Source organism: Croceicoccus pelagius, assembly GCF_001661915.1.
GTDB lineage: Bacteria > Pseudomonadota > Alphaproteobacteria > Sphingomonadales > Sphingomonadaceae > Croceicoccus > Croceicoccus pelagius.
Map to the genome: position 1 here is coordinate 399,375 of NZ_LYWY01000039.1, position 24,260 is coordinate 423,634.

The 24,260-nt window shown below is 63.8% G+C and carries 25 protein-coding genes and 2 riboswitches; of the genes, 14 read left to right on the forward strand and 11 right to left on the reverse strand.

All coding sequences use genetic code 11. The features are described 5' to 3' along the window. Nucleotides 1–1,314, reverse strand: coding sequence for an MFS transporter (locus A9D15_RS13400; protein ID WP_066765767.1), 1,314 nt, complete (start codon nt 1,312–1,314; stop codon nt 1–3). A 113-nt stretch (nt 1,315–1,427) separates the two neighbouring features. Between A9D15_RS13400 and pgsA the strand changes: the two genes are divergently transcribed. Further along, nucleotides 1,428–1,979, forward strand: a complete 552-nt coding sequence (pgsA, locus tag A9D15_RS13405) for a CDP-diacylglycerol--glycerol-3-phosphate 3-phosphatidyltransferase (RefSeq protein ID WP_066765768.1) — start codon at nt 1,428–1,430, stop codon at nt 1,977–1,979. 78 nt (nt 1,980–2,057) lie between these two features. Here pgsA and A9D15_RS13410 read toward each other — a convergent pair whose 3' ends face one another. The 7 genes from A9D15_RS13410 to A9D15_RS13440 form a co-directional block, all read right to left on the reverse strand. Further along, a complete protein-coding gene (locus tag A9D15_RS13410) occupies nt 2,058–3,464 on the reverse strand; it encodes a DEAD/DEAH box helicase (protein WP_066766141.1) in 1,407 nt (468 codons plus the stop codon). Between the two features lie 217 nt (nt 3,465–3,681). Continuing rightward, a complete protein-coding gene (locus tag A9D15_RS13415; RefSeq protein ID WP_229660252.1) occupies nt 3,682–4,326 on the reverse strand; it encodes a retropepsin-like aspartic protease family protein in 645 nt (214 codons plus the stop codon). A gap of 74 nt (nt 4,327–4,400) precedes the next feature. Next, nucleotides 4,401–5,582, reverse strand: coding sequence for a CCA tRNA nucleotidyltransferase (locus A9D15_RS13420; protein ID WP_066765774.1), 1,182 nt, complete (start codon nt 5,580–5,582; stop codon nt 4,401–4,403). Beyond that, the gene (locus A9D15_RS13425; RefSeq protein ID WP_066765776.1) at nt 5,579–6,181 is read right to left on the reverse strand and encodes a CoA pyrophosphatase; all 603 of its coding nucleotides are present in this window, start codon (nt 6,179–6,181) and stop codon (nt 5,579–5,581) included. Before A9D15_RS13425 ends, A9D15_RS13420 begins: the two co-directional genes overlap by 4 nt. After that, a complete protein-coding gene (locus A9D15_RS13430; RefSeq protein WP_066765785.1) occupies nt 6,178–6,747 on the reverse strand; it encodes a DUF1285 domain-containing protein in 570 nt (189 codons plus the stop codon). The genes A9D15_RS13425 and A9D15_RS13430 overlap by 4 nt, the downstream gene beginning before the upstream one ends. Before the next feature lie 28 nt (nt 6,748–6,775). Further along, the gene (locus tag A9D15_RS13435) at nt 6,776–7,297 is read right to left on the reverse strand and encodes a GNAT family N-acetyltransferase (RefSeq protein ID WP_066766143.1); all 522 of its coding nucleotides are present in this window, start codon (nt 7,295–7,297) and stop codon (nt 6,776–6,778) included. Nucleotides 7,298–7,421: 124 nt separating this feature from the next. Continuing rightward, a complete protein-coding gene (locus A9D15_RS13440) occupies nt 7,422–8,549 on the reverse strand; it encodes a PQQ-dependent sugar dehydrogenase (RefSeq protein WP_229660251.1) in 1,128 nt (375 codons plus the stop codon). 114 nt (nt 8,550–8,663) lie between these two features. On the opposite strand from A9D15_RS13440, the gene A9D15_RS13445 reads away from it, so the two are divergent. Both A9D15_RS13445 and A9D15_RS13450 read left to right on the forward strand, forming a co-directional pair. Next, entirely contained in the window at nt 8,664–9,251 is a 588-nt protein-coding gene (locus A9D15_RS13445; protein ID WP_066766145.1) for a ribonuclease HII, read from the forward strand. 17 nt (nt 9,252–9,268) lie between these two features. After that, the gene (locus tag A9D15_RS13450; RefSeq protein ID WP_066765787.1) at nt 9,269–10,180 is read left to right on the forward strand and encodes an oxidoreductase; all 912 of its coding nucleotides are present in this window, start codon (nt 9,269–9,271) and stop codon (nt 10,178–10,180) included. 18 nt (nt 10,181–10,198) lie between these two features. Here the strand turns inward: A9D15_RS13450 and A9D15_RS13455 are convergent, their stop codons facing one another. After that, the gene (locus A9D15_RS13455; protein WP_066765792.1) at nt 10,199–10,891 is read right to left on the reverse strand and encodes a sulfotransferase family protein; all 693 of its coding nucleotides are present in this window, start codon (nt 10,889–10,891) and stop codon (nt 10,199–10,201) included. 268 nt (nt 10,892–11,159) lie between these two features. On the opposite strand from A9D15_RS13455, the gene A9D15_RS13460 reads away from it, so the two are divergent. The 3 genes from A9D15_RS13460 (at nt 11,160) to A9D15_RS13470 (ending at nt 14,080) form a co-directional block, all read left to right on the forward strand. Next, nucleotides 11,160–12,305 (forward strand): site-specific DNA-methyltransferase, encoded by a 1,146-nt coding sequence (locus A9D15_RS13460; protein WP_082924466.1) that lies wholly within the window; start codon nt 11,160–11,162, stop codon nt 12,303–12,305. Between the two features lie 69 nt (nt 12,306–12,374). Next, nucleotides 12,375–13,517 carry a dihydropteroate synthase gene (gene folP, locus A9D15_RS13465; protein WP_066765794.1) on the forward strand — a complete coding sequence of 381 codons (1,143 nt, stop codon included), beginning with the start codon at nt 12,375–12,377 and terminating at the stop codon, nt 13,515–13,517. Then, nucleotides 13,514–14,080, forward strand: a complete 567-nt coding sequence (locus tag A9D15_RS13470) for a DUF1643 domain-containing protein (protein WP_082924467.1) — start codon at nt 13,514–13,516, stop codon at nt 14,078–14,080. Before folP ends, A9D15_RS13470 begins: the two co-directional genes overlap by 4 nt. Here A9D15_RS13470 and A9D15_RS13475 read toward each other — a convergent pair. Further along, the gene (locus A9D15_RS13475; protein ID WP_066765796.1) at nt 14,070–14,840 is read right to left on the reverse strand and encodes an SDR family NAD(P)-dependent oxidoreductase; all 771 of its coding nucleotides are present in this window, start codon (nt 14,838–14,840) and stop codon (nt 14,070–14,072) included. The genes A9D15_RS13470 and A9D15_RS13475 overlap by 11 nt on opposite strands. Nucleotides 14,841–14,872: 32 nt before the next feature. Further along, on the reverse strand, nt 14,873–16,288 hold the full coding sequence (locus A9D15_RS13480; protein WP_066765798.1) for a sigma-54-dependent transcriptional regulator: 1,416 nt from the start codon (nt 16,286–16,288) through the stop codon (nt 14,873–14,875). 336 nt (nt 16,289–16,624) lie between these two features. Between A9D15_RS13480 and A9D15_RS13485 the strand changes: the two genes are divergently transcribed. The 8 genes from A9D15_RS13485 to A9D15_RS13520 all read left to right on the forward strand — a co-directional run bounded on the left by A9D15_RS13485 (nt 16,625) and on the right by A9D15_RS13520 (nt 24,001). Then, on the forward strand, nt 16,625–16,747 hold the full coding sequence (locus A9D15_RS13485) for an aa3-type cytochrome c oxidase subunit IV (protein ID WP_066765800.1): 123 nt from the start codon (nt 16,625–16,627) through the stop codon (nt 16,745–16,747). Nucleotides 16,748–16,761: 14 nt separating this feature from the next. Next, complete coding sequence (locus tag A9D15_RS13490; RefSeq protein WP_066765801.1) at nt 16,762–17,904, forward strand: NAD(P) transhydrogenase subunit alpha; 1,143 nt, start codon at nt 16,762–16,764, stop codon at nt 17,902–17,904. A gap of 113 nt (nt 17,905–18,017) precedes the next feature. Further along, nucleotides 18,018–18,323, forward strand: coding sequence for an NAD(P) transhydrogenase subunit alpha part 2 (locus tag A9D15_RS13495; protein ID WP_066765803.1), 306 nt, complete (start codon nt 18,018–18,020; stop codon nt 18,321–18,323). Then, complete coding sequence (locus A9D15_RS13500; protein ID WP_082924468.1) at nt 18,323–19,804, forward strand: NAD(P)(+) transhydrogenase (Re/Si-specific) subunit beta; 1,482 nt, start codon at nt 18,323–18,325, stop codon at nt 19,802–19,804. Before A9D15_RS13495 ends, A9D15_RS13500 begins: the two co-directional genes overlap by 1 nt. A gap of 206 nt (nt 19,805–20,010) precedes the next feature. Beyond that, nucleotides 20,011–21,204, forward strand: a complete 1,194-nt coding sequence (locus tag A9D15_RS13505; protein WP_082924469.1) for a S8 family serine peptidase — start codon at nt 20,011–20,013, stop codon at nt 21,202–21,204. A 108-nt stretch (nt 21,205–21,312) separates the two neighbouring features. Continuing rightward, entirely contained in the window at nt 21,313–22,032 is a 720-nt protein-coding gene (locus tag A9D15_RS13510) for an aspartate/glutamate racemase family protein (protein WP_066765804.1), read from the forward strand. 42 nt (nt 22,033–22,074) lie between these two features. Beyond that, complete coding sequence (locus tag A9D15_RS13515) at nt 22,075–23,292, forward strand: deoxyguanosinetriphosphate triphosphohydrolase (protein ID WP_066765806.1); 1,218 nt, start codon at nt 22,075–22,077, stop codon at nt 23,290–23,292. After that, nucleotides 23,285–24,001 (forward strand): NAD(P)H-binding protein, encoded by a 717-nt coding sequence (locus tag A9D15_RS13520; protein WP_066765808.1) that lies wholly within the window; start codon nt 23,285–23,287, stop codon nt 23,999–24,001. The genes A9D15_RS13515 and A9D15_RS13520 overlap by 8 nt, the downstream gene beginning before the upstream one ends. Before the next feature lie 35 nt (nt 24,002–24,036). Then, a riboswitch (glycine riboswitch) is annotated at nt 24,037–24,147 on the forward strand. Beyond that, nucleotides 24,148–24,254: riboswitch (glycine riboswitch) on the forward strand. Nucleotides 24,255–24,260: the final 6 nt, after the last annotated feature.

Consider the following 24,260-nt stretch of genomic DNA (forward strand, 5'->3'; position numbering starts at 1 on the left):
TTATTCGGCCAGCGCAGGCTCTGCCAGTTCTGCGCGGTAGAGGATCCAGCCCAACCACGCCGCCCCAATCGACATCGCAGCCGCCAGCAGCAACTGATCCACGATCAGCACCCCGGCACTCGTGAGCGCCATGGCGATGATGGCGCCTGCCGCCATTGCGCCCGAGTTGACGATATTGTTCGCCGCCACCGTGCGCGCCGTCTGCGACTTGTCGACCACGGTCGTCAGGAAGGCATAGAGCGGCACCACGAACATGCCGCCAGCGATTGCAACGCCCAACAGGCAAAGCATCAGTGGGATCGCGAGCGGGAGCGTTGCGAATTCCATGATTGTGTAAAGCCCGCCTTGGTGCGGGACCCATGCCTTGCACACGAGGTGGAAGGCCACGATGAACAGCCCCATCACCACGACCGAGATCGGCGCGTAACGGGCCGAAACCTCGTTCTTCAAAAGCAGGTTGATCGCCATCGAACCGATCGCAACGCCGATCGAAAAGATAACGAGGAACAGGCTGGCCACTTCCTTGCCTGCGGAAAGCACGTTCTTGGCCAGCGGCGGAAACTCGATGAACAGCACCGCGCCGATGGTCCAGAAGAAGCTGATCGCCATGATGGCGTAGAACACGCGCTTCTCGTCCATCGTCGCCTTCACGACGCGGATGGAGGACCGGATGATATTGTAGTCGACTTTCTCATCCACCGCCTGCGCGGGCGCATCGGGAATCTCGCGGCCCGCGAACCAGCCGATACCGGCCAGCACCAGGATCAGCGCCGCGGCCGCCTCCACCGGAATCCAGCCGGCAAGGATGGTTCCTGCGAGGACCGATAGGTAAGTACCGGCCTCCACGAGGCCGGTGCCCGACAGCACTTCTTCCTTCTTCAGATGCTGCGGCAGGATCGCGTACTTGATTGGGCCGAAGAACGTCGAATGCGCGCCAAGCCCCGTCAACGCCGCCAGCATCAGCGGGATCGCCAGCGTTTCCACCATGATTCCCTGCCACGCCAGCACGAGGCCTGTCGCGCCCACGAACATGATGCCGATTTCGGCCAGCTTCACGATCCGTACGATCGCCGCCTTGTCACGCATGTCGGCCAACTGGCCAGCCAGCGCCGAAAACAGGACATAGGGCAGAGTGAACAGGCCCGAGGCTATCGCGGAAAACCGCGCTTCTTCCGCAGTCGAGCTGTACACCTGGTACACCACGAACAGGACCATCGCGTTCTTGTAGAGATTGTCGTTGAACGCACCCAGCAACTGGGTAGCGAACAAGGGCAGAAAGCGTCGACGCGACAGAAGTTTGGAGGATATCATCATGCCGGGGAAGTTCTGTAGTCCTTAAACGGTACGGCTTCAGGCACAAGTCCCGGATACGCTTTTGCGCGCGGCACTTTCACGCTATGCGCTTGTATCGGACATAGCTTGAGATAATGCTGACACTTCCCAACCTTCTGACGCTGTCGCGCATTTTCGCGGTACCCCTGCTGGTTTTCTTCCTGTGGTGGCCGGACTGGACCGTGGGCCACTGGCTGGCCTTCGCGCTCTATTGTGTCGCCGGTATTACCGACTATTTCGACGGCATGCTGGCGCGAGCCAGCGGGCGGGTCAGCCGCTTGGGCATCTTTCTCGATCCGATCGCGGACAAGATCATGGTCGCGGCCGTGATTCTCGTGCTCGTCCACACCGGCATCATTCCCTCGATCCATGTTCTTGCCGCTCTCGTCATATTGCTCAGAGAGATAATGGTCTCGGGGCTAAGGGAGTTCCTTGCCGGTGTTCAGGTTTCCGTGCCGGTCTCGCGTCTGGCGAAGTGGAAGACGACGTTCCAGATGGTCTCGCTGGGCGCACTGATCCTCTCGGGAGCGCTGCCCAGCCTCGATTTCGTCTATTGGACGGGTATCGTTTCGCTCTGGGCCGCAGCAGTGCTTACGGCGCTGACGGGCTGGGATTACCTGCGCATCGGCCTTCGCCACATGGACTGACGGGGCCAGGGTTTCGCCACGCAAAAAGGGCGGCAGCCTTTCGGCCACCGCCCTTCTGAGTTTTCATTTCCATGAAGTTCAGCGCGCGCGAACCGCGTTCTTGTGCGCGCCGACACCATTGGGCCCCTTGGGCTTGAAGCGGCGCTTGCGGCCCATGTCGTCGCGCGGCTGGCCGTCGCCGCGGTTTTCCTTGGCCTTGCGCGCCTTGCGCTGTTCGAAGTCGCGGTTGTTGCTGCCCTGCTTGGGGCCGCGCGGCTTGCGATTGCCGCGCTCCGGCCGCTCGCCATATTCGGCGCCTGCCGGCTTGCGGCTGGGCTTGGGCAGGCTCTCGGCGCGCTTGGTGAAATTCTCGACCAGCGGCATCGGCGTCAGGCGCACGCCCGTCAGCTTCTCGATATCGCGGATGTAGTTCTTCTCGTCCGGCGCGATGTAGCTGATCGCCACGCCGTCCGCGCCCGCACGCGCGGTGCGGCCAATGCGGTGCACGTACTGTTCGGGCACGTTCGGGATCTCGAAGTTGAAAACGTGGGACACGCCCGTCACGTCGATGCCGCGCGCGGCGATGTCGGTCGCCACCAGTACCGGCACGTTGCCTGCACGGAAGCCGTCAAGCGCGCGCGTGCGCTGCGCCTGCGTCTTGTTGCCGTGGATCGCGGCGGCGTTGATGCCCGCGGCGGCAAGATGGCGCACGACGCGGTCGGCACCGTGCTTGGTGCGGGTGAAGACCAGCGTCTTTTCGATCTCGCCGCTGGCAAGGCCCGACTGAAGCGAAAGGGTGAGAAGCGACTGCTTTTCCGCCTGGTTCACGAACGTGCCGTACTGTTCGACGCGTTCCGCCGTCGTGGCCTGCGGCGCGACTTCGACCTTGACCGGATCGTTGATGAAACGGCGCGACAGGTCGGCGATGTCTTTGGGCATCGTCGCGCTGAAAAACAGCGACTGACGTTCCTTGGGAAGCAGGTTGGCAACGCGGGTCAACGGCTTGATGAAGCCGAGATCCATCATCTGGTCAGCTTCGTCGAGCACGAAGATCTCCACATGCTTGAGCGTCAGCGCGCGCTGGTCGATGAGGTCGAGCAGGCGGCCCGGCGTTGCGACCAGGACATCGGTGCCGGGCACGAGGCGGCGGGCCTGTTTGCCCACCGGAACGCCGCCGAAAACGCATTCGACGTTGATCGGCAGGTGCTTGGCATAGCGGCGCATGTTTTCCGCGATCTGCGCGGCCAGTTCGCGGGTCGGCGACAGAACCAGCATGCGGCAAGAAGCCGGGTTGGGCTTGTAACCGTCCTGCGCCAATCGGTGCAGCGAAGGCAGCGAGAACGCGGCCGTCTTGCCGGTGCCGGTTTGCGCGATACCCAAAAGGTCGCGGCCTTCCATAAGGGAAGGGATTGCCTGACGCTGGATGGGCGAAGGCTCGGAATAGCCTTTTGCCTCGAGCGCGCGGAGAATAGGCTCGGCAAGGCCGAGTTCCTTGAAATAGGACATGTAAATACTCGCATTGGCGCTGCCGACCATGATGGCGGCGCGCGGGGGTCCACAAAGGCGACCCGTGCGTGATTGGGGAAGCTTTACGACAGCGACCGTCGATCTGCCGCGGGCCACTCCGCTATTTCTAGATGCGGGCGCTCACGCTGGCGGCTGATGGCATTCTGCCGTCGCTGGCGGGTCAGATAGTTGCTGCGACTGCGAAATGCAATGAAAATCAGTTCTGGGCACTGTCCGATGCCGGGACGAGTATCAGCGTGCCGTCCTCGACGCTCCACTTCTGGAGGCGCGAGAGGAAGTTCATCCCCAGTACGTTCATGCCGTTCATCGACGGTGCGATCACCGCACGCAAGTCGTCGGCGCGGATAGTGCCGGTTTCCAGCCTGTCGATGCTGGTAAGGTGTGCAGGCGCGGTCCCGTTGGCGGTTTCAAGCCTCACGGTGCCCATGACCGAACTGGCGGTAAGCCCGGCGGCTTCTGCCGTATCGGGGGAGATCGCAGTCAGGCTGGCGCCGGTATCGACGAGGAACCGGGTGGGATGACCGTTGACTTGTGCCTCGATCCAGTAATGCCCGTCGCGCGACAGGGGGATATGCGTTTCCTGCCCCTGTACGACCTGTTCGGGAACGCCCAGTTGCGGCATGGCGAGATCGGGGTTGAGGCGTGCGATGTCGATGACGGTCATGACCAGCACGGCGACAAGCGCAAAGCTGCCAAAACCGCGAAGAAGGCCGCCGGTTTTCGGCATGGACTTCACCAGGGCGCCGCCCACCATCGAAACGCAAAGCGCGATCAGTGCGATGGCCAAAAGCGGGTAGCTGGCGAAGACTTCGCCATAGGGCAGCTTTTCCAGAAAGGTCACGAACCGATCCATTCGGCTGTCATAGCGGGCAGTGCCTTTCGCCAGCGTGACCGCACATCAGGCGCGATTGGGCCTTAGGCGAGATTGGCGACTTCCTCGGCCATGATTTCGCGGGTGCGGACCTCGTCGGGGAAGCCTTCGTCGATCCAGCGGCTTTCGACCGTGCGCAGGACTTTCGCGACTTGCGGGCCGGCGCAGACGCCCGCCGCGACTATCTCGCCGCCCTTGAGTGGGAGGGCAGGCACGTCCCAACCGCGCAGGTCACTGACCGATGCGTCAAGCAGCAGTAGTCGGTCTCGTGCGATTTCAATACCTTCGCGATAGGCCAGTGCGCGCGGGTTCGCGGTATCCGCCTCTGTCCGCGCGGCGTCGAGCTTGATGCGCTTTTTCTGCGCATTGGAGAGGCGCAGGCGTGACGCGACCTGTTCGGCGCAGGACGGGTCGGGCGGCAGCAGCGATGCAAGGCGGCGGATGGCGTCGGGCTCGATCCCCGCTTCCCGCTCTGCCGTGACCAACCGCGCCAGCCGGTTCACCTGAACGCCGCCCGTTTCGGGCAGGACGACGGCAAGAACGCCCAGTTCCGCCATGCGGGCGATCGTGGGCGAAGGGTCGGGCAGGGCGAGCAGGTTCTGCAGTTCCCAGCCCACGCGTTCGCGCGACAGGCCCTTTAGCGTCGGGGCCAATTCGCGGCATGCGGCAACCGCTTCCTCGTTCGCCGGTTCGCTGCCAAAGCGCGCGTGGAAGCGGAAGTAGCGCAGGATCCGCAAGTGATCCTCGCGTATGCGTTCGTGCGCGTCGCCGATGAAGCGGACGCGGCGGGCGGCAAGATCGTCAAGCCCGCCGAAATAGTCGGAGACCTCGAATGTCTCGGGATGGGCGTAGAGCGCGTTGATCGTGAAATCGCGGCGCGCGGCATCGTCCTTCCACCCGGTCGCGAAAGCCACGGTGGCGCGGCGGCCATCGGTGGCGACGTCCTTTCGCAGGGTGGTGACTTCGACCGGACCGCTGTCGAGAACGGCTGTCACGGTGCCATGCTCGATACCGGTGGGCACGGTGCGGATGCCTGCGTCTTTCAGGCGCAGGACGACTTCGGAAGGCGCGTGCCGGGTGGCAAGGTCGACGTCGTGCGCCTCTATCCCCATCAGCGCATCGCGTACGCAGCCGCCGACGTAGCGGCACTCGTCCGCACCCAGAGCCGCGATAAGCGTGGGAAGGTCGGGTCGCTTCGTCCATTCCGCTTCAGTGATCGGCTTCATCGCGCCGCCTCATGCCAGTGGAGGCGGCGGGAAAGGTTCGCAAGGATCGCCCCCGTCACGCCCCAGATACGGTGTCCATCCCACTCCATATCGATAAAGCTGCGGTTGCAGCCGTTCCAGTGAATGTGATTTTCCTTGTGGTTCGCCGGGTCGAGCACGAACGAGAGCGGAACCTCGAACCATTCGTCGACTTCGGCTGGATTGGCGTGCAGGTGCAGATCGGGCGGCACAGTGGCGAGCACGGGGGTGATCGCAAAGCCGCTGGCGGAATTGAAACGGTCGGTCGTGCCGATGACGTGGACGACTGACTGGGGCAGGGCGATTTCCTCGTGCGCTTCGCGCAGCGCGGCCTGCACCGGGGTTTCGCCACGGTCCATCTTTCCGCCGGGAAAGGCGACCTGGCCGCCGTGCTTGCGCATCTTTTTGGGCCGCTCGATCAGCAGCACTCCGGGGTTGTCGGGCCGCTCGGTCACTGCAATCAGAACGGCCGCATCGCGCGCGGTGCCGTCGGCAAGCCCGCCATCGTCGCGAAGGTCGGTAATGCGGCGATTGTGCCCCGCCATGTGCATCGCGGTCAGCCGTTCGCGGATCGAGGTCATGCTTCGCCCTTGCGAAGCAAGGCAAACCGCTCGTCGCAGCTTGTCACGGCAAGGGGATCATGCCCCTCGGCAATCGCAATTTCGGCGAGTTGCGCATAAGTCGACCGGTCGAGCCGTGCTTCCAGTCCGTCGCGCACCGTCGCGTAGATCGCGGGCGTTTCGGCATCGCCGCGCACGACGATCGGGTGGTCGGCATCGGCGGTGACGAATTCATCGGTATTGAGCCGAAACGTAATCGCCCGCCTGCCATCTTCTTCATGAACGCGAACGTCGGTGGCGACAAACGGCGCATCCTCCACTTCGATCGACAGCTTCTGGTAGGGAACGACCAGCCAGAATCCGTCTACTTCCCGCCGCAGCAGCCCCGAAAAGGCGCGCACCATCGCGTCGCGAGTGATCGGCGAACCTTCGTGATACCAGCGCCCGTCGGCGGCAATGCGCATGCCGCTTTCGCCGGTATTTTCCGGGTTCCATTGGGATACGGGTGGCAACTTGCGCGCAGCGACCGCTTCGGCCACTTCGGCAAGTGTCATTCCGGCAAGATCGGGGGGAACGTCGTATGGCATCTGTGAGTGAAAGCGATGCCAGATCGGTTCAGTTCCGCCAAGGCCCCAACATACCCTTTTCGGGGAGGATGGCCGGATTGGCACAACGGACCAGCAGGCGCGAAGGCTCCCACGGTCCCGGCGCGGCCCAGCCGCCCGTATGTTCGGCGCTGAACCCGAAGAAACGGCCGTAGTAAGCGGCGTCGCCGATCAGGACCTGCGGCAACGGGCCGGAAGCCGCCTTTGTATCGTCGAGCGCGGCAAGCGAGGCCAGCGTCAGGGCCTTGCCGTATCCCATGTCCTGTTGGCCGGGCAGGACCGCGACGGGGCCCACCATGACCATCGGGTGTGCGCGTCCGTCAGGATCGGTCAGTGCAACTGGCCAGCACTGGATCGTGCCGACGAGATAATCGTCATCGTCGAGCGCGGCAAACGACAGGCCCGGTAGCCAGTCCATCCCTTCGCGCACCTTGTAGGCCGTGCGCTGCTGGCGTTCAGGCTCGAAAGCGCGGTCGAGCAGTTCCTCGATCAATGCGGAATCGACCTGGTCGAGAGGAATGATCGTGGCCATGCGCGAAGTGATTGCCCCAAGTTGTGCGAACGGGGCGCGCGGATAGGGCCGGGGGCGTCCCTTGTCGAGAACTATCGTGGAAGCGCCCATGGCCGCATGTGTCGGCCAAGGGCGCGTTCCCGATTCAGTCAGCGGCGCGCGGGGTCAGTTTCCAAAGACGCGCGCCGCTTTTGTCCTCGGCGATCCAGATCGCTCCGTCGGGACCTTCCTCGATCGCGCGCAGGCGGCGGTCGAAGCTGTATCTTGCCGCCTCATGCGGGGTGTCACCTTCCATCGCGATGTCGACGAGGGATTCGATAGACAGGCCGGGGACAAGGAGATGCCCTGTCAGCGAAGGGAACATCTTGCCTGAATAGAACAGCATGTCGCCCGGCGCGATAACCGGGCTCCAGCTGATGGCAGGAGGCGCGAATTCGGGGCGGGTAGCGTGGTCCGGGATGGCCGCACCGTCATAATGGACGCCATTGGATACCACGGGCCAGCCGTAGTTCTTGCCCGCTTCCACCTTGTTCAGCTCGTCACCGCCCTTGGGGCCGTGTTCAATGTTCCAGAGCTGACCCGAGGCGTCGAACGCCAGACCAAGCAGGTTGCGATGACCCCACGACCAGATCGCCGGATCTCCGCTTTCGTCCGCAAGGGGGTTGCCGGGAGCAGGGGTTCCGTCCGGCAAAAGCCTGACGACCGTGCCCAGCACATTGGACGTGTCCTGCGCCGGGTCCATCTTCTGACGGTCGCCCGACGAGATGAAGAGGTATTCGCCATCGGGAGAGAAAGCGAACCGATGCGAATAGTGGCCGCGGCCCGACACCTTGGGCTGGCGCCAGAAGACGTTGAAATTCTCGATCTTGCAGGTCGTCGGTGCTGAACACGAAAGGGTGCCGCGGCCCGCAGCAGCGCCGCGCGTGTCGCGGTCGCCGGCTTCTGCATAGGAAAGGTAGATCGTCCGTCCGTCGATGTCGTCACCGCTTTCGGATGGCAGGAAGGCCACGTCGCCAAGTCCGCCCTGGCCGCCGTAGTCGACTTCAGGGACGCCGCTCACCGAAATACGATTGCCGGTTGCCGTGTCGATACCGATCAGCGTCCCGACCCTCAGCGTCATCATCAGCGTCTCGGTGCCCGGCACGAATGCCAGTGCCCAAGGTTCGTCGAACGTGCCGATTTCCTGCATGGCGAACACATTGTCAGCAGGCCCGGGTTCGAGCTGTTTTGCATTTTCGACAGCCTGTCCACCGTCTCCGGCTGTTGACGGCATGCCGCAGCTTGCAAGCATTGCGACTACGGGCAAGAAAGCGATCCTGATGTTCATTATCCATCCTGTTCGTGAATGGTTGACCAACAACCCGCATGCGAAGGCGTTCCTGCGATGATGCCAGTTGTCGGCGTGGATGAAGCGGGGCGCGGCCCGCTGGCCGGGCCAGTGGTGGCTGCTGCGGTCGTGCTGTGTAAGCCCCGGCCGGCGGGCCTCGGCGATTCCAAGGTCTTGAGCGCGAAGAAGCGTGCCGAGCTGGAAGAGGTGATCCTGCGCCGTTGCCATTGGGGTATCGGGGTGGTCGAGGTCGAGGATATCGACCGGCTCAACATCTTCGGTGCAACGATGCTGGCGATGACGCTGGCGACAGAGGCGGTGTGCGCCAAGATCGACTGCGATCCGATGGAAGTGCTGATCGACGGCAACCTGACACCGCAAGGCCGCCGTCCCGAATGGCGCTGGCCCGCCCGCGCGATCGTGAAAGGCGACGCGAAAGAGCCGTGTATTTCTGCCGCCTCGATCATCGCCAAGGAACACCGCGACCGCTTGATGCGAGAGGCTGCGAAGGCTCATCCGCACTACGGTTGGGAACGGAATGCAGGTTACGGGACTTCCGAACATATGGAAGCGCTGCGCGTCCATGGGCCGACCCCGCTGCACCGCCGCAGCTTCGCGCCGGTCGCACAGATGGAAATGCCGCTCTAGCGACAAGAGGATAGCCCATGCCCGGATTTACCGCTGCCTATGTTCCCGACCTGTCGGGCCGGACTTATGTCGTGACGGGGGCGAACACGGGGCTGGGTTTCGAAGCGGCTCGTGTTCTGGCGGCAAGAGGCGGTGAAGTCGTGCTTGCCTGCCGCAGCGAGGACAAGGCCCGCGAGGCCATGGCGAGGATCTCGCGGGAAACTCCGCACGCAAAGCTGGACTTCGCAGAACTCGATCTGGGCGATCTCGATGCGGTGCGGCGCTCCGCCGAAAGCCTGTCGCAGCGTGAGAGACTTGACGTGCTGGTCAACAACGCGGGCGTCATGATCCCGCCGCTGTCGCACACGGCGCAAGGGTTCGAATTGCAGTTCGGCGTAAACCATTTGGGTACATTTGCGCTGACCTCGCTGCTCCTGCCCAAGCTGGCCGAGGGCAAGGGCCCGCGTGTCGTCGTTACCTCCAGCATCGCGCATCGCAGCGGGCAGGCGGTGTGGAGCGACCCGAAAGCGGAAGAGCATTACGCTCGCAGCCAGCGCTATTCGGACAGTAAGCTCGCCAATGCGCTTTTCTTCGTCGAACTGGCACGGCGGCTGTCGGCCAGCGGTTCGCCCGTGATCTCGGTCGGTTGCCATCCCGGTGTGGCCTCGACCGATCTCGGCCGTCATGTCGGTATCGCGAATCTCGCGATGAAGTTCGTGGGCAAGGTTCTGAACACCGCAGAGCAGGGCGCTTGGCCCACGCTGCAGGCCGCGACCGATCCCGAGGTGGTGAACGGCGACTACTACGGCCCGCGCGGCCTTCGCGAGATGAGCGGACCGTCCGGCCCCGCCTTCCTAACACGGCTGGCCCGCGATCCGGGCGCGGGCGAATGGCTGTGGCAGCGATCGGTAGAACTGACCGGCGTCGATCCGGGCCTGCTGCCGGTCTGAAGCAGCCGCCCGATTTACCTAGCCGAACGCCTTGGCTTTCAGTGCGGCGATGTAGCCATCGGCGAACGCTTCAAGTTCCGCGGGATCGGCAGGCAGTCCGCCTTTCTCATCGGATGCCGAACCGAGTTCGTCGCGACTGTTGACGCGAGGGAAGGGCTTGTCAGGCATGTCCGCATCCAGGAATGTGCACAACGGCTCCCAGCCTTCCTTGGGATGAAACACCAGCAGGCGTTCATCGGAAATTTTGGCGATGACTTCATCGTTCCGGCGCTGGTACCAGTCGGTCATGAAGGCCCTGTCGCGCAGCTTGTCGCCAAATGGCGCGAAGATCGTGCCGGCCATGAACTTTTCGACCGGAGAGCCTTTCAGGCTGTCCATCATGCGCGGGGCGAAGATAGTCTCGCTCACGCTGTCGAACCAGCTGTCGGGATCGCGCACGGTCAGCACGACTTTCGCATCGGGATAGAAGTCCGCCAGTTCGCGCCAGTAGCTGCAGGCGGGATAGTCGGTGGTGGAGCGGTACCCGTCGAAGATCGCGTCCCAGTCGGGCTTGCCGTCGACGACGTCCTGCCACAGCCCGATCGACCGGCTGGCGGTGCGGAATACCTCGACCATGTGGTAGCACGGCCCGAAGCCGATCTCTTCCAGTGCGAATTTCGTCGAGAACGTGGCGTTGCGGCCAAGGCCTGCGCCGATCACTTCCAGTGCCATGCAAATCCCCCCGGATCGGCGCGGCGTTGCGCCAGAAAGCAAAGATGCGGGGCAGGTCGCATCGCGGCAAGCGAATAATCGGCAGGGCGAGTCTTCGATGTCACACCACACGATCTAGAGTCTACGATTCTGGCCAAGACTCAACATGATGTGCCCGACTGTTGCGACGCGGACTCACCTGGCCCGCCAATCCGACCCGCCCATCGCAATCGGTGCTTGACCGCGAGTCCCACAGGAATCACCATGGGTTTTCCACAGGGGGTTCCACATGGCGACGGTTCTGCTGAACACACCCTCGCGCGTCGAAGAAAAGAAGCGCGAGACCAAGATCGAAGTGCGCAAGGACCTGCCCATCGGGCAGATCCTCGATGGCGACTGCATTGCCGCCATGCGCACCATTCCGGCAAATTCGATCGACATGGTCTTTGCCGATCCGCCCTATAATCTGCAGTTGGGCGGCGACCTTTCGCGCCCCGACGGCAGCGCGGTCGACGCGGTGACCGACGATTGGGACAAGTTCGACAGCTTTGCTGCCTACGACGCCTTTACCAAGGGATGGCTTGCAGAGGCGCGCCGCATCCTGAAGCCGAACGGTTCGTTGTGGGTGATCGGCAGCTATCACAACATCTTCCGCGTCGGCACGGCGATGCAGGACGCAGGGTTCTGGGTCCTCAACGACATCATCTGGCGCAAGTCGAACCCGATGCCCAACTTCAAGGGCACGCGCTTCACCAACGCGCACGAAACGCTGATCTGGGCAAGCATGGGGGAGAAGGCGAAGTATACCTTCAACTACCGCGCGATGAAGACGCTGAACGATGAACTGCAGATGCGTTCGGACTGGGTCCTGCCGATTTGCAACGGACAGGAACGCCTGAAGAAGGGCGGCACCAAGGTTCACCCGACGCAGAAGCCGGAAAGCCTGCTCTACCGCGTCATGCTGGCTACGACCAATCCGGGTGATGTCGTGCTCGACCCGTTCTTCGGCACCGGCACGACCGGCGCGGTTGCCAAGCGCCTTGGCCGCGACTGGATCGGGTGCGAGCGTGAGGGTAACTATCGCGAAGCCGCGCTGGAACGCATCGAGATGGCCCTGCCTCTCGACGAATCCGCGCTGAAAACAATGCAGTCTAAGCGTCAGGCCCCGCGCGTCGCTTTCGGCTCTCTGGTCGAGAACGGCTATGTTCCTGCAGGCACGAAGCTGTTCGACAAGAAGCGGCGCTATTCAGCGGAAGTGCGTGCCGATGGTTCGCTGGTCTCCGGCAAGGAAACCGGATCGATCCACGGTCTTGGTGCCTCGCTTCAAGGTGCGCCCTCGTGCAACGGGTGGACGTTCTGGCACATGGAGGCGGGCGGGCAGGTTCAGCCGATCGACGCGCAGCGCCAGCTCTACATCCTCGCCACCGAAGACTGACGCCAAAGGCAGGGGATATGGGCCGATCTTCATTGGCCTGAAGCAATTGGCCCGTTATTGGGCTTTGCCATGCCCAAGCTTTACATTCAGCCGCTGACGTTCGCTCCTTCGCCGCAGGCGATCGAGGGCGCGGACGAAATGCCCGGCGCGATCCGGCTGGCCGGCACCATGTGCTATGCTCGCGATTTCGCGCTGATCGTCCGGTCCGAAGCGGGCCACGTGCAGAGCCGCGACATCGTGCAGGCGCCCGACGTCGCCGCCGCGCTGGCCAAACTGCCTCCCGCTTTGGTCGAGGATGGCGAGCGGCAGTGGTCGAACCTGCGCATGGCGCATCCGGCGATCGAACTGCAATTCCCCGATGGTAGCGGGCGCACGATCCGTCTGGACCAGCCGCAAGTTATGGGCATCCTCAACGTAACGCCCGACAGTTTCTCAGACGGCGGCAGCTTTGACGATGACGTCGACACGGCGGTCGGGCGCGGTGTCGACATGCTGGAGGCAGGTGCCGCGATCATCGACGTCGGCGGGGAATCGACTCGTCCCGGCGCGTCGACGATCTGGGAAGGTGACGAGATCCGACGCGTGATCCCGGCCATCGAACGGCTCGCCAACGGCGGGGCGGCAGTTTCCATCGACACGCGCAAGGCCGCAGTGATGGAAGCCGCGCTGGAAGCGGGCGCGCGGATCATCAACGACGTTTCGGGCCTTCAGTACGACGAGCGCAGTGCAGAGGTCGCGGCTGGATCGGGCTGTCCGGTCGTCATCATGCACGCACCGGGCAAGGGCGACGATCTGCACGCGGGTGCGAAGTACCAGAACGTCGTGCTGGACGTGTTCGACGACCTTCGCGCGCGCCGCGATGCCGCGCTGAAGGCGGGTGTGAAGCGCGACAACATCATCCTCGATCCGGGCGTCGGCTTCGGCAAGACGCTGGCCGAGAACCTTGCCATCATCAATTCGCTGCCGCTGTTCCATGCGCTCGGCCATCCGCTGCTTCTGGGCGTCAGCCGCAAACGGTTCATCGGCGCGCTGTCGAACGAGGCTCCGGCGGAAAAGCGGCTGGCGGGCTCGCTCGCGGTGGCGACGATGGCGCTCGACATGGGGGTGCAGATCCTGCGCGTCCACGATGCGGCGGAGACGGTGCAGGCCATGCATGTCTGGCGGGGCCTGCGCGATGGTGCGCTAACGGATTTCTCCCAGCTTCTGCGATGAGCGGTGCGATCGACGCGGCCAGTGCGGTACGCAGGATCGCGGACTGGGCCGCCGCGCGCGAGCTCGATTTCCGGCACGACGACGAAATCGGCCACGGCGCGGTGTTCAGCCGGTGCGGGCGCTATCGCTACCTGCTGTGGCGCGACGCCTCGCCAGTGCGCGAGATGCTGGCGATCGCTATGCTCAACCCGTCGAAGGCCGATCACCTTGCCAACGACCCGACCATCGCACGCTGCCATTCGCGGGCGCGGGAGGCGGGAGCGTCGCTGCTGGTCTGGAACCTGTTCGCCATGCGCGAAACCGATCCGGCGCTGCTGAAAAAGCGTCGCGGGCCGGTGGGCAGGCACAATGATGCAGCGACGCGGCTCGCGCTGGAGATCGCTGGCACCACCATTGCTGCCTGGGGCGTGCATGGCGCGCATCGCGGGCGGGATCGCGATGTCGCGAAGCTATGCGGCGGGGCGGCGCTCGATTGCTATGGCACGACCAAGGAGGGCCATCCGCGCCACCCGCTCTATCTACGCAAGGACGTGACGGCGCAGCGCTGGACGGTCAGACCCTGAGGCTGGCTCCGCCATCGCTGAGCAGGGCGATGCCCGTGACGTTGGCGGCAAGATCCGACAGCAGGAACCCGATGGAGGCGGCGATCTCGTCCGTATCGGGTACGCGTTTGAGCAGTGTTCCCTTGGCCAGTTCGCGCATCATGGCTGCTCGCGCATCGTCGCTGCCGTGGAGCGATCCGGTGATGTCCGCCTTGTCCCAGATCGGCGTATCGACCGGGCCGGGCGCGATGGCATTGACGCGGATGCCTTGCGAAGCGCCCTCTGCCGCGGCAACGCGCATCAATTGCAGAACGGCGGCCTTGCTGGTCGCGTAGGCAGCCGTACCCGGATAGGGCTTGGTGCCCGAAACAGAGCTGGTCACGACAACCGATCCGCCCTTGGCTGCCATTGCCTTCATCACGCGGCGCAGGCCCATGAACACCCCGTCGACATTGACGGCCATGCACTTCTTCCATTCGGCCAGATCGCTGTCGACGATGGACTTGCCGCCCGGGGCGATTCCCGCATTGAGCAACGCGCAGTCGATCTCGCCCAGATCGCGCATCCCGATGGTCCAGAGCGCGGAGTCCGAAACGTCGCCGCTGATGCGATCGACCTCGCAGGACAAGTCCATCGCGTCGAGCGCAGGGCGGTCCATGTCGACCAGTACCAGCTTCTTCGCGCCATGCGCGTCCAGCCAACGCGCCGTTGCCGCGCCGATACCCGATGCCGCGCCGGTGATAAGCGTGGTTTTTCCCGAAAAGTCGAAATCAGAAGCCATGCGCGGCAGCTAGCCGCGATCAGGCTGCCCCATCAAGCGGCATTATCGATCCCGAGGTCGCTCAGCTTGCGATAGAGCGTGGAGCGCCCGATGCCGAGGCGGCGCGCCACTTCGCTCATCCGCCCGCGATAGTGGCCGATGGCGAGGCGGATGACGTCGGCCTCGATGTCTTCCAGCGTCCGTAAGTGCCCGTCGGGGCCGAACAGGGTAACGCCGCCGCCGTGGACGGGTACCGGGGCCGCTGCGTGTTCGCCGACGATGTCGAACAGCTGCGGAAAGTCCTGAACCGTCAGCGCGTCCCGGTCGCAGAAGACGGCAGCGCGGAACAGCACCGCCTGAAGCTGGCGCAAGTTGCCCGGCCACTGATACCCTTCGAGCAGGGCCAGCGCCTCGTCTGTGACGCCCAGCCAGCGCAGGCCCGGCTGTTCGCCGATCAGCGCTAGGAAATGGCGGGTCAGCGGAGCGACGTCGCCGGTACGCTCACGCAGCGGCGGAAGGGCGATGGTCGCGGTACCGAAGGCGTCGGCAAGGGCAGGCGCGATGACGCCTTGCGCCGCCAGAAGCTGAGGATCGTCGGCGGCGGTCGCCAGGACGCGCACATCGAGCCGAAAGCTGTGCGACGCGCCCATCGGCCTGGCATCTCCCGTCGCGATCGTGTGGGCCAGCCGCTCCTGCAAGGCAGGGGGCAGGCGTTCGATGTCGTCGATCAGCAGTGTGCCGCCGTCGGCATCCTGCAGCGCGCCGCTCTTGCGGTCGAACGCGCCGGGGAAGGCGCCCTTTTCGTGCCCGTAAAGAGCGGATTCGAGATTGCCGGGGCTCATCCCCGCGGTGTGCAGCACTATGAACGGCGCCTTGGCGCGGGGGCTGGACGAGCGCATGGCGCGGGCGAGCAGTTCCTTGCCGGTACCGGCCTCGCCAGCGACGATCACCGGGCCGTGGCCGCGCGCGGCCTTGGCGGCGCGGGCAAGCGCTGCGCGGAAATTCGGGGCGGATCCGATCATCATGTCGAAGTCGAGCGATGCCTCGATCTTTTCGGCAAGCGGCGCGAGTTCGTCGCGGCTGACATCCGACTGGGTCGAACTTTCGAGCGCATAGAGCAGTCGTTCGGATGCGATCGGCTGCATCAGGTAGTCGGTCGCACCCGCGCGCATGGCTTCTACCGCCAGCAGGGGCGAGGCGCTTTGCGTCAGGAACAGGATGGGCAACGACGGTGCGGCTTCGCGAATCGTGCCGATGACGTGGCAGCTTTCCTCGCGCGCGACTTCGCTGTCGAGCAGGAGTGCGCAGACGCGACCGTCGTCGGTGCGGGCAAGCCGCGTGATGGCCGCGCCGACGTCGGCGACAGACTGCGTGCGCCATCCGGCACGCGCCGCGATGGAGCTTACGAGACGCACTTGCGCAGGGTCGCGATCGACCACTAGCAGCAGGCGCAGTTCGTCCTCTTCCATGCCGGTTCCCTCATTCCGCCAGGCAGGATGCCGGCAGCGCTCATGGGAATTGAATAAACGGACATCGTAAACAATGCCTTTAAAAGACCGGAAGATCTTGCCGGATGTTCGTCCGCACGGGTTGCTGCACCGACCCGTGTCAACACGGGTACGACAGGTCTCGCCGGCCACCCTGACACAATTGGCAGGGCTTGTGCGCGTGACGCTTGCGGGATAGAGCCAAGCGCCCCGCGGGTTCCAAGGCCTGCGCGGGACTGGTTATCGCCCACCTGCTCGCGGCAAGTCATTCGACCGCACGCGGCACGGGCGCAATAGCGAAGGGGAATACGGACAGCCATGGCTACCAAGGACAACATGAAGGCCGCGCGCTCGACTTACGAGGGTTTCATCTCGATGACGAAGTGGGGCACGATTATCTGTGCCGTAATCGCTGCCATCGTCGTAATGATCATCGCCTGATCGGCTGCTGACCCATGGAGGGAACGGGGCAGGGGCCAATCATCGCCGTCGTGGCGGAACGCGCGGTCGGAGAGACCCGCGTCGCTGCGACACCGGAAACTGTTAAGAAACTTGCGAAACTTGGCGCGACGCTGAAGGTCGAAAGTGGTGCGGGGCGTCATGCCTCGATCTCCGATACCGACTATGTCGACGCCGGTGCAACTGTCGGCGACCTTGCCGCGACCGTGAAGGACGCGGACTGGGTGCTGGGCGTCCAGGCGCCTGCCGTGCTCGACCTTGCAGGGGCGAAGCCCGGCGCGAAAGTCGCCGCGATCTTCGATCCGTTTCGCAACCGCGACCTCGTCGATGCCTACTCGGCCGCCGGGTTCGAGGCGCTGTCGATGGAATTCATGCCGCGCATTACGCGCGCGCAATCGATGGACGTGCTGTCCAGTCAGTCGAACCTTGCCGGTTACAAGGCCGTGCTGGTCGCTGCCGATACATATGGCCGCGCTTTCCCGATGATGATGACCGCTGCAGGCACGATTACCGCTGCCAAGGCCTTCGTCATGGGCGTCGGCGTTGCAGGCCTTCAGGCGATCGCCACGGCCCGCCGTCTCGGCGCGCAGGTTTCGGCCACCGACGTCCGCTCCGCCACCAAGGAGCAGATCAAGTCGCTGGGCGCGAAGCCGATTTTCGTTGAAAGCGTCGAAGGGATCGAGGGCGAAGGCTCGGGCGGCTATGCCACCGAGATGAGCGACGAGTACAAGAAGGCTCAGGCCGAGCTTGTCTCAAGCCATATCGCCAAGCAGGACATCGTCATCACCACCGCGCTGATCCCGGGGCGGCCCGCGCCGCGCCTGATCACCGACGAGCAGATCGCATCGATGCGTCCCGGCTCGGTCATTTTCGACCTTGCCGTCGCACAGGGCGGCAACGTGGAAGGCAGCGTACCTGACGAAGTGGTCGAAAAGCACGGCGTGAAGATCGTCGGCTTCTCGAACACACCGGCGCACCTTGCCGCCGACGCTTCGGCTCTTCTGGCCCGCAACTTCTTCAACTTCCTGTCGGCCTTCTGGGACGGTGAGAAGAATGAAGTCGTGCTGGACGAAGAGATCGGTGACGCCATCCGACTGACGAAGGACGGGAAAGTCGTGAACGAACGGCTGACCGCGTGATCCGCAGCGATCTGCCGGGCCGGGCCTTCGCCCTACCTGCGCAGGTCGCCGGATCGTCGGGCTACATTATAGGGCAGGTGCAGCCAAGGCGCTGACCGGCCAAGGGGGAAATCATGGATTTCATCGCTATCCTCTCGATATTCGTGCTGGCGTGTTTCGTCGGCTATTACGTCGTCTGGTCGGTTACGCCGGCGCTTCACACGCCGCTGATGGCGGTGACCAACGCGATTTCGTCGGTCATCATCGTCGGCGCGCTGATCGCGGCTGCCGAAGCCGGTAGCCCGGCTGCCAAGTGGCTTGGTCTGGTCGGCATCGTGCTTGCCAGCGTGAACATCTTCGGCGGCTTTGCAGTCACCGAACGCATGCTCGCCATGTACAAGAAGAAGGAGCGTCCTGCTCCGAAGAAGGAGGCGAACTGATGAGCCTTTCCTCCTTCCTCTCTGTCGTCGTCGAGCAGATCGACATCGTCGAGGCTCCGGTCGAAGCGGCGGCGCACGCGGTCAATCCGTGGGTGGCGTTCGCCTATCTCGTCGCGGGCGTGTGCTTTATCTTCGCGCTGCGCGGATTGTCGCATCCCACGACTTCGCGTCAGGGCAACCGTTACGGCATGATCGGCATGACCATCGCGGTCGTCACCACGCTGATCACGCATGACCTTGCCAGCCTGCCCGAAATCATCGTCGCCATCGTGATCGGTGGCGGTATCGGTTTCATCATCGCGCGCAAGATCGCGATGACCGACATGCCGCAGCTGGTTGCCGCCTTCCACTCGCTGGTCGGTCTTGCCGCCGTGCTGGTGGGCTGGGCGGCCTATCTCAACCCCGGTGCTTTCGGCATTCTGGGTGAGGGCGGGGCGATCAGTCCGGTGAGCCGCGTGGAAATGGGGCTTGGCATCGCCATCGGTGCGATCACCTTCTCCGGTTCGATCATCGCCTTCCTGAAGCTTGCCGGCAAGATGAGCGGTGCGCCCATCATGTTGCCGGGACGTCATGTCATCAACCTGGGCACGCTTGCCGCGATTCTGGGGCTGACCGCCTACTTCACGCAGGACCAGTCGTTCTGGATCATCGCAGTCATCACCGTGTTGGCCTTCATCATCGGCTTCCTGCTGATCATCCCGATCGGCGGCGCGGACATGCCGGTGGTCGTCTCGATGCTAAACTCGTATTCGGGCTGGGCCGCGGCGGCGATGGGCTTTACCCTGCACAACACGGCGATGATCATCACCGGCGCGCTGGTCGGCGCATCGGGTGCGATCCTGTCGTACATCATGTGCAAGGCGATGAACCGCGGATTCCTGTCGGTTATCGCGGGCGGTTTCGGCTCGGATGCCGGCGGCGGTGGCGGCGGTGCTGCTCAGACCGACCGTCCGTGGAAGCGCGGCAGCGCGGAAGACGCAGCCTTCATGATGAGCCAGGCCGAACAGGTCATCATCATCCCCGGCTACGGCATGGCCGTCGCGCAGGCACAGCACGTGCTTCGCGAGATGACCGACCTGCTGAAGGAAAAGGGCGTCACCGTGAAGTTCGCGATCCACCCGGTCGCGGGCCGTATGCCCGGTCACATGAACGTGCTGCTCGCCGAAGCGAACGTGCCTTACGACGAGGTCTTCGAGCTTGAAGACATCAATGGCGAATTCGCGCAGACCGACGTTGCCTTCATCATCGGTGCGAACGACGTCGTGAATCCGGCGGCCAAGACCGACAAGTCCTCGCCGATCTACGGCATGCCCGTGTTCGAGGTGGACAAGGCCAAGCAGGTCTTCTTCATCAAGCGTTCGATGGGCGGCGTCGGCTATGCGGGCGTCGACAACGACGTCTTCTACATGGACCAGACGATGATGCTCCTCGCCGACGCGAAGAAGATGGTCGAGGAGATCAACAAGGCGTTGGCCGACTAAGGAGGCTTGCTGCCCGAACGGGATCGACCGGCAAAAAATGCAATTGCCGGTTAACTATTAATCGCCGCCGGAGAGGGACAGAACGTCTCTCTCCGGCGGCGAATTTAGTTTCAGATGATGCTAAATGTCATTGCGTCCGTGAAATGACCGGTTAGTCTGATCGCTTCCCCGGGGGTCGGGGAAACATCAGGGAGACAATCAGGGTCATGCATTCCAAGGGACTGATTTTCGCGGCACTTGCAGGTGCCAGCTTCATCGCCATGCCTGCAGCAGCAAAGCCGTCTGAAGAACGCGGCGCAAAGCCGATCGCCAACCAGTACATCTGCGTCTTTCACAAGGGCGCGGTCTCCAAGAACCTCGTAAAAGTCGCTGCCGAAGGCGCCGTTCGCGGCAACGGCGGCCGTGTCATGCACACGTACAAGAACACCATCCGCGGCTTTTCGGCCTACATGCCGGCACAGGCTGTCGAACGCATGAAGACCAAGAACCCAGGCATCGCCTATTGCGAGCAGGACCAGGTTTTCTCGCTTGGCCCGATCGACGTGACGCCGATGGCGCCCCCGTCTGGGAAGGGTCCGGGCAAGCCCGGCGGCGGCGGCAGCACGTTGACGCACGACGATGGCGATGTGGAATCGCCCTACGGCATCGATCGCGTGCACGGCGGCGAAGCGTACACCGGTGGTAATGTCGCTTACGTCATCGATTCGGGCATCGACCTCGATCACCCTGATCTCAACGTGGACATCGCTGCTAGCCGCGACTTCACTGGCGAAGGCAATGGCGGCGAAGACACCAACGGTCACGGCACGCACGTTGCCGGCACGATTGCCGCCAAGAAGGACGGCAAGGGCGTCGCCGGCGTCGCGGCCGGTGCCAAGGTCATCGCCGTCCGCGTCCTCGATTCGAGCGGTTCGGGCAGCTATTCGGCCGTTATCGCCGGTGTCGACTACGCCGGTAAGGGCAAAGCGGGCGACGTCGCCAACATGAGCCTTGGCGGCGGTTTTTCGCAGGCCCTGAACGATGCGGTCGTCGCCGCGTCGAGCAATGGCGTCCTGTTTGCGTTGGCTGCCGGCAACGAACGTGCCGACACCGCGCGCAAGTCGCCGGCCAGCGCCGAAGGCCCGAACATCTACACGATCGCGGCCATCGACGATGCGGACGGCTGGGCAAGCTTCTCGAACTATGGCCTCGAAGTCGACTTCGCAGAGCCGGGCGTCGATATCGTCTCGACCTATCTCGGCGGCCAGTACGCCCGGATGAGCGGAACTTCGATGGCATCGCCGCACGCGGCAGGTATCCTGCTGTGGGGTGAAGGCATCACTGCCGAAGGTGGCGTGACACGCCGCAAGGACAGCTACTCGATCGGTATCCTCGGTTCGGGTCCCGCACCGCACAACTGATCGTACCGTGTCTTGCCCCTTTGACCGAAAAAGGGGAGGAGACCGGCAAAACGGGGCGGCGCGTCGCTGGACGCGCCGCCTCATTTGTTTCTAGAAGTGCGTTGCAACATGAAAAATGAGGGAATCGGACATTTGCGCAAACTGGGCGTAATCGGCGGGATGAGCTGGGTTTCAACCCGAGGATACTACGAAGACATCAATCGCATCGTCCAGCGCAAGGTCGGCGCGCATTCGTCCGCCCCGCTTATCATCGACAGCCTGGATTTCGCGCCTCTCTACCGGCTTTCCAGCCGCGAAGACTGGGATCGCGCGGCAGATGCGCTGACCGCATCGGCCAAGCGGCTCGAGGCGGCCGGCGCAGAGGCGCTGGTGATCGCCGCGAACTCGATGCACTGCGTCTATGACCGCGTGGCAGAGGCGGTATCGATCCCGATCCTGCACATCGCCGATTGCGTCGCCGATGCGATGATCGCGGAAGAGAAGACCAAGGCCGCGGTGCTTGGCACGCGCAACGTGATGATGGAAGAATTCTACCGTCGCCGCCTTGTCGCGCGCGACATTGAACTGCTTCCGCCCGAAATGGACACGGTCGAGACGGTGGACCGCATCGTTTACGAGGAAGTGATGCTCGGCAAGGTCCGCCGGCAGAGCGAGCGGACGCTGCGCACGATCATCACCAACCTCGAAAAAGACGGGGCAGAGGCGATCGTGCTGGCCTGCACCGAACTTAATCTCATCGTCCATACAGAGGCGAACGTCCTGCCGATCTTCGACGGCGCGGCCATTCATGCGAAGGCTGCGGCGAACTGGATTCTCGGCGAGAGTTGATCGGCTCTTCAAGTCGTGGGGCATTTGGCCTAGGGCGCGCGGATGGAAACGCTGGCCGCTCCTGAACACCAAGGCGAAGCCATAGGCTATCGCGCGCGCTATGCCGCCGATCCCGTGCAGTCGCGCGGGCGCGAATTCGGCGAGCCGGGCGGCGGCGTGCGCGGCCCGCGCAGCGCATTCCAGCGCGACCGCGACCGCATCATCCATTCGATCGCGTTCCGCCGCATGAAGCACAAGGCGCAGGTCTTCGTTGCGCCTTATGGCGACCATTACCGCACGCGCCTGACCCACAGCCTCGAAGTTGCACAAGTCGGCCGCGTCATCGCGCGCAGCCTCGGCCTCGACGAGGACCTGACCGAGGCGTTGTGCCTTGCCCACGACATCGGCCACGCACCGTTCGGTCACGCGGGCGAAACCGCGCTCGATCACGCGCTCGAAGGGCAGGGCGGATTCGACCACAACGCGCATACCTTGCGTACACTGATGAGGCTCGAAAGCCCCTACTGCACGCACGAGGGGCTGAACCTGTCGTGGGAAGCGCTGGAAGGGCTGGCCAAGCACAACGGGCCGGTTGCTGACGACAAGCTGCTGCCCTGGGCGCTGGATGAACTCAACACCGCATTTCCGTTCGACCTTGGCCGATGGTCGTCGCTGGAGGCGCAAGTTGCGGCGGTGGCTGACGACATCGCCTATGACAATCACGACATCGAGGACGGCCTGCGCGCAGGGTTCATCGGTCTCGACCAATTGCTCGCCATGGACTTCATCGCCGACCAGTGGCGCATGATCGAACGTCGATTTCCCGGCACCCCGCGCGAAAGGCTTCAGCGTGAACTGGTGCGTAGCCAGATCGGCTGGATGGTCAACGACGTGATCGCCGAAACGAAGGGCCGCATCGCCGACGCCGGTATCGAAACCGCACTGGAAGTCCGCATGGCGGGTCACGCTCTCGCGGGCTTCTCTCGCGGTGTCGGGGCGGCTGAACGCGTGCTCAAGCGTTTCATGTACGACAACGTCTATTACCACCCTGCGCAGAAACGCACTGCGGACCTTGCGGTCGACCTTCTGAAGAAGCTTCACGAGGCCTACAGCGCGGATCCATCGCTTTTGACCGACGACTGGCAGGCCGCCTTGCCAGAAACGCAGCCCGCGCGTGCACGCCATATCGCGGACTTCATCGCGGGCATGACCGACCGTTACGCCATCCGCCGATATACCGACCTGTTCGGCGCCCCGCCGGAGGAGCTCAGCAATGTCTGAACGCTTGGTGCTGATCGGCGCGACGGGCCTTGTCGGCATGAGCCTCATTTGCGAGGCGCGCAACTTCACGAATGTCCGGCTGACCGCGCTGTCGCGGCGCGAGGCTCCGCTGCCGCCCGGTGCGCGCATGGAAATGATCATCGCCGATCCCGCCAATTGGCCGGGCGCGATCGCGGACATGAAGCCCGACGTGCTCGCCTGCGCGCTGGGCACGACGTGGAAGCTTGCGGGCAAGGACGAACAGGCCTTTCGCGCGGTCGATTACGGCCTTGTCGTGCAATGCGCGAAGGCTGCGGCCCATGCCGGAACGCGCCAGATGGTCGCGGTCAGTTCGGTCGGCGCCGATGCCAATGCCAAGGCGTTTTACCTGCGCGTGAAGGGCGAGATGGAAAACGCGCTGAAGAAGATGGACTTTGCCCGCGTCGACATCTTGCGCCCCGGCCTCTTGCGCGGTGCGCGCGGTGGTGAACGGCGCACGGGCGAACGGCTCGCCATGATGGCAAGCCCCGTCACCGACCTCATGCTCCACGGCCAGTATCGCCGCTTTCGCTCGATCAAGGCAGAAGACGTCGCACGCGCGATGCTGGCGCTTGCCGGAGAGAAGGCGGAAGGCCGTTTCGTTCACGACAACGACGGTATCTTGCGCGCACCGGCGCTTACGCTGGCAAAGCGGCGGATTAAGCCTACGCGCGGTGCATTGGCCGATTGACTCGGCCGCCGCGCGCAGACAAGGCGTAACCAGTCGCTGACCGCGCGGGAGAGCGCTTCGTGATTCGCCTGTTTGGGGGAAGGGCGAGGCCGCCGAAGGAGCAACCGCCCCGGAATCTCTCAGGCACAAGGGACCGTGCCGGTCGATAGCGACGCTCTGGAAAGAGCTCCAACTGGAGCCACCGAAGGGGTAACTTCGCGCCTGTTGCGGGCACGGGGGAAAGCTCTCAGGTTTCCGTGACAGAGGGGGCCGCGGGTTC

Bases quoted from the DNA above. Each gene is read 5' to 3' on its own strand.
- A9D15_RS13400 (WP_066765767.1), bottom strand. From the start codon at position 1,314: ATGATGATATCCTCCAAACTTCTGTCGCGTCGACGCTTTCTGCCCTTG.
- pgsA (WP_066765768.1), top strand. From the start codon at position 1,428: ATGCTGACACTTCCCAACCTTCTGACGCTGTCGCGCATTTTCGCGGTA.
- A9D15_RS13410 (WP_066766141.1), bottom strand. From the start codon at position 3,464: ATGTCCTATTTCAAGGAACTCGGCCTTGCCGAGCCTATTCTCCGCGCG.
- A9D15_RS13420 (WP_066765774.1), bottom strand. From the start codon at position 5,582: ATGAAGCCGATCACTGAAGCGGAATGGACGAAGCGACCCGACCTTCCC.
- A9D15_RS13425 (WP_066765776.1), bottom strand. From the start codon at position 6,181: ATGACCTCGATCCGCGAACGGCTGACCGCGATGCACATGGCGGGGCAC.
- A9D15_RS13430 (WP_066765785.1), bottom strand. From the start codon at position 6,747: ATGCCATACGACGTTCCCCCCGATCTTGCCGGAATGACACTTGCCGAA.
- A9D15_RS13435 (WP_066766143.1), bottom strand. From the start codon at position 7,297: ATGGCCACGATCATTCCTCTCGACCAGGTCGATTCCGCATTGATCGAG.
- A9D15_RS13440 (WP_229660251.1), bottom strand. From the start codon at position 8,549: ATGCCGTCAACAGCCGGAGACGGTGGACAGGCTGTCGAAAATGCAAAA.
- A9D15_RS13445 (WP_066766145.1), top strand. From the start codon at position 8,664: ATGCCAGTTGTCGGCGTGGATGAAGCGGGGCGCGGCCCGCTGGCCGGG.
- A9D15_RS13450 (WP_066765787.1), top strand. From the start codon at position 9,269: ATGCCCGGATTTACCGCTGCCTATGTTCCCGACCTGTCGGGCCGGACT.
- A9D15_RS13455 (WP_066765792.1), bottom strand. From the start codon at position 10,891: ATGGCACTGGAAGTGATCGGCGCAGGCCTTGGCCGCAACGCCACGTTC.
- A9D15_RS13460 (WP_082924466.1), top strand. From the start codon at position 11,160: ATGGCGACGGTTCTGCTGAACACACCCTCGCGCGTCGAAGAAAAGAAG.
- folP (WP_066765794.1), top strand. From the start codon at position 12,375: ATGCCCAAGCTTTACATTCAGCCGCTGACGTTCGCTCCTTCGCCGCAG.
- A9D15_RS13470 (WP_082924467.1), top strand. From the start codon at position 13,514: ATGAGCGGTGCGATCGACGCGGCCAGTGCGGTACGCAGGATCGCGGAC.
- A9D15_RS13475 (WP_066765796.1), bottom strand. From the start codon at position 14,840: ATGGCTTCTGATTTCGACTTTTCGGGAAAAACCACGCTTATCACCGGC.
- A9D15_RS13480 (WP_066765798.1), bottom strand. From the start codon at position 16,288: ATGGAAGAGGACGAACTGCGCCTGCTGCTAGTGGTCGATCGCGACCCT.
- A9D15_RS13485 (WP_066765800.1), top strand. From the start codon at position 16,625: ATGGCTACCAAGGACAACATGAAGGCCGCGCGCTCGACTTACGAGGGT.
- A9D15_RS13490 (WP_066765801.1), top strand. From the start codon at position 16,762: ATGGAGGGAACGGGGCAGGGGCCAATCATCGCCGTCGTGGCGGAACGC.
- A9D15_RS13495 (WP_066765803.1), top strand. From the start codon at position 18,018: ATGGATTTCATCGCTATCCTCTCGATATTCGTGCTGGCGTGTTTCGTC.
- A9D15_RS13500 (WP_082924468.1), top strand. From the start codon at position 18,323: ATGAGCCTTTCCTCCTTCCTCTCTGTCGTCGTCGAGCAGATCGACATC.
- A9D15_RS13505 (WP_082924469.1), top strand. From the start codon at position 20,011: ATGCATTCCAAGGGACTGATTTTCGCGGCACTTGCAGGTGCCAGCTTC.
- A9D15_RS13510 (WP_066765804.1), top strand. From the start codon at position 21,313: ATGAAAAATGAGGGAATCGGACATTTGCGCAAACTGGGCGTAATCGGC.
- A9D15_RS13515 (WP_066765806.1), top strand. From the start codon at position 22,075: ATGGAAACGCTGGCCGCTCCTGAACACCAAGGCGAAGCCATAGGCTAT.
- A9D15_RS13520 (WP_066765808.1), top strand. From the start codon at position 23,285: ATGTCTGAACGCTTGGTGCTGATCGGCGCGACGGGCCTTGTCGGCATG.